The organism is Acetobacter musti (assembly GCF_011516835.1).
Taxonomy (GTDB): Bacteria; Pseudomonadota; Alphaproteobacteria; order Acetobacterales; family Acetobacteraceae; genus Acetobacter; species Acetobacter musti.
Genome location: NZ_WOTB01000082.1, coordinates 1 through 2,750 on the forward strand (window position 1 = coordinate 1; position 2,750 = coordinate 2,750).

General features: G+C 50.7%; 3 protein-coding genes and 1 pseudogene. 2 read left to right on the forward strand and 2 right to left on the reverse strand.

Annotated features, from left to right (window positions below; genetic code table 11):
* Positions 1 to 106: 106 nt before the first annotated feature.
* Complete coding sequence (locus GOB93_RS20665; protein WP_146893070.1) at positions 107 to 397, forward strand: transposase; 291 nt, start codon at positions 107 to 109, stop codon at positions 395 to 397.
* Positions 398 to 410: 13 nt separating this feature from the next.
* Here GOB93_RS20665 and ttdB read toward each other — a convergent pair whose 3' ends face one another.
* Entirely contained in the window at positions 411 to 1,019 is a 609-nt protein-coding gene (gene ttdB / locus GOB93_RS20670) for a L(+)-tartrate dehydratase subunit beta (RefSeq protein WP_146893072.1), read from the reverse strand.
* The gene (gene ttdA, locus GOB93_RS20675) at positions 1,016 to 1,915 is read right to left on the reverse strand and encodes a L(+)-tartrate dehydratase subunit alpha (protein ID WP_146893073.1); all 900 of its coding nucleotides are present in this window, start codon (positions 1,913 to 1,915) and stop codon (positions 1,016 to 1,018) included. Before ttdA ends, ttdB begins: the two co-directional genes overlap by 4 nt.
* A 365-nt stretch (positions 1,916 to 2,280) precedes the next feature.
* On the opposite strand from ttdA, the pseudogene GOB93_RS20680 reads away from it, so the two are divergent.
* Positions 2,281 to 2,541 (forward strand): annotated as a pseudogene (locus tag GOB93_RS20680) (IS6 family transposase); the annotation flags it as partial.
* Positions 2,542 to 2,750 lie beyond the last annotated feature (209 nt).

The window sequence follows — 2,750 nt, forward strand, 5'->3', positions numbered from 1 at the left end:
TGGCTTCTGAAAGGCCACATCAACAGGCCTTACAGAAGACCGCACACGATCACACGTCAATATGGGTCAGAAAACTCTTGCATAACGGACGGCAACCACAGAAGAAATCCGCGTCGAAGGCCAGACTGCGGGCGCGGTCATCGCCGATAAGGCTTATGACAGCAATGGGCTCCGCGAACAGATTGCTGTCATGAACGCAGAGGCTGTCATTCCGTCAAAACGGAACCGCAAGGTGTTCATCCCGCACGACCAGGCTCTTTACAAAGACCGAAACCGTATCGAGCGGTGCTTCAATCGCCTCAAACATTTTCGTCGTTTCGCAACGCGCTACGACCGCAGAACCATCCATTTTACAGGCTTCATCTATCTCGCAGCAGCCATGATCTGGATCGCATGAATGTCGATTAGCCCTAGCTGATGAAGCCAACCTGAGCTTTAATTTTCTCAGTGATAGGCCCACGCCTCGCGTTAAATCGCTTCTTGTTTTCCTCGAAGAGGTTATTCCCTTTTGTATCAATTGAAATAATGAGCGGACCGAACTCTTTGACTCTGTTGATCCACATGGTTTCGGGCATCCCAAGATCCTGCCATTCCGCGCCCTCAATTTCCTCAACTTTGGTCGCAGCGAGAACAGCACATCCGCCCGGGAAAACTGCGTGTACGGCTTTGTACTCTGCGCACCCTTCCGCCGTCTCCGGACCCATACCTCCTTTACCGATCACTAATTTTACGCCCGTTTCCTTAATGAAAGCTTTTTCAAATTTTTCCATTCTCATGCTAGTAGTTGGACCAATCGAGACCATTTCAAATTCGCCATTTTCGTCTTGCCGAACAATTGGGCCCGCATGAAAAATAGCTCCTCCTTTCAGTTCAACGGGTAGTGAGCGGCCTTGCTCGATAAGGCGCCGGTGTGCGACATCGCGGCATGTAACCAGGCGTCCGGTCAGGTAAACTATATCTCCAATATTTAAGTCTAGGAGATCTTCATCTTTGATCGGAGTGGTGAGTATTTTTTTCATAGAACAACACCCTCATGGGAAAGAATTTCATATGTAAGATCTGAGTTGAACTTGATTCTACCGCGCCTATGAGCCCAACAACCAGTTGAAACCGCAACCCCGATTGTTGATGGGTGCCGCGCAGAGGACTCAATATTCACACCCATTACACTACTTGATCCCGTGAGACCTTGGGGACCGATGCCAAGTTCATTCAGCCCCTCTTCTAGAAGTGTTTCCATCTTGGCAGCCTTTGGGTTCGGGTGGTGACTTCCAACCGAGCGCAAAATCGCCTTCTTAGACAGTCTAGCAGCGGTTTCAGCCGCAGTGGAAACACCTACCCCAACGAGTAAAGGGGGACACGCATTGACTCCTCTCGATGTGATGACGTCGAAAACAAAATCAACAACGCCTTCATAGCCCTGACCTGGCATCAATACCGTCGAGGCGCCAGGTAGTGTGCAACCGCCGCCGGCCATATAGACTTCAATTGTGGCGCTGTCCTCACCGGGCATTATTTCCCAATCAAGCCACGGTATCCGTGATCCTGTATTCGATCCGGTATTTTTTTCATCGAAGGCCTCAACGGCGTTGTGCCGTAACGGCCCTAACTTAGTAGCACCAAGCGTAGCATCGCGGAGTATTGCTTCCAATTCACCAAGCAGAGGAAACTTAGACCCAACCGAAACAAAGTACTGTATGACGCCAGTATCCTGGCACGAAGGCCTATTTAGCTTATCTGCCGCGTCTTGATTCTCAGCCATTGAGTCATAGATGACGTTTGCCATCTCGTTCTTTTCGTTCCCACGAAGCTCAGCAAGCTTCGACTTTACGTCGGTTGGCAGACGCTTCCCGATATAGGCAGTGAATTTTGTCATGACATCCGTCATGTCCTGGACAGCTGCGTTGTCTACCATAAGGAGACTCCTTCTTTCGGCAGGGCGACCCTTACGATCGCCAGATGCGTTAGTTCACGCTAACCGAGAAATATCGCGCGTATAAATGAGAGATTATTATATTATAAAGTAGTATAATATTAGATTGGCTGTTAGTTGCCGAAGTTTCGGATTTTTCCAACGCGAATTAGATGGATCACTTTTTTTTGCTTTCGCTCTGATCTGCGTCCAGAGAGTGTACCGTGTTGATTGTTAGGGTGCTGGCACGTTAAGTGACGTGTGGAAGTTGAACGGTGCTGTCACATTAATCTCTGGGCTGTAGACTGGCCTGCATGAGCGCTCTTCGTGTCAGCTACAAACGTCACCGCTTTGCATGTGAGCTGAATGCACATGCCGTGTGGCTGTGTTTCCGGTTTCTACTGAGCTTCAGGTTGATCGAAGAGATGCTCCTCGAACGCGGGATTGTCGTGTCATATGAGACAGTCCGCCGCTGGAGCCTGAAGTTCGGAGCTGCATTTGCGCGCAGGCTGCGCCGCAGGCGCGCGGCTTCAGGCGACGTGTAGCGTCTGGACGAGGTCAGGATCGTGATCCGCGGCCAGGTTCACTGGCTGTGGCGCGCCGTCGATCAGGACGGCTACGTTCTCGACGCGGATTTCTTCTGTGGTTGCCGTCCGTTATGCAAGAGTTTTCTGACCCATATTGACGTGTGATCGTGTGCGGTCTTCTGTAAGGCCTGTTGATGTGGCTGAATTGCCCCGGGTTTTGTGGAGACGGAACGACCCGAGAGGTAAGAAGGATTCATGAGCAACAAATCGAAGCGTTTTCCACCTGAGTTTCGTGACCGTGCAGCCCGCAT

What these genes read in the sequence shown, in the direction of transcription:
- ttdB (WP_146893072.1), bottom strand. Translation starts at nt 1,019, where the DNA reads ATGAAAAAAATACTCACCACTCCGATCAAAGATGAAGATCTCCTAGAC.
- ttdA (WP_146893073.1), bottom strand. Translation starts at nt 1,915, where the DNA reads ATGGTAGACAACGCAGCTGTCCAGGACATGACGGATGTCATGACAAAA.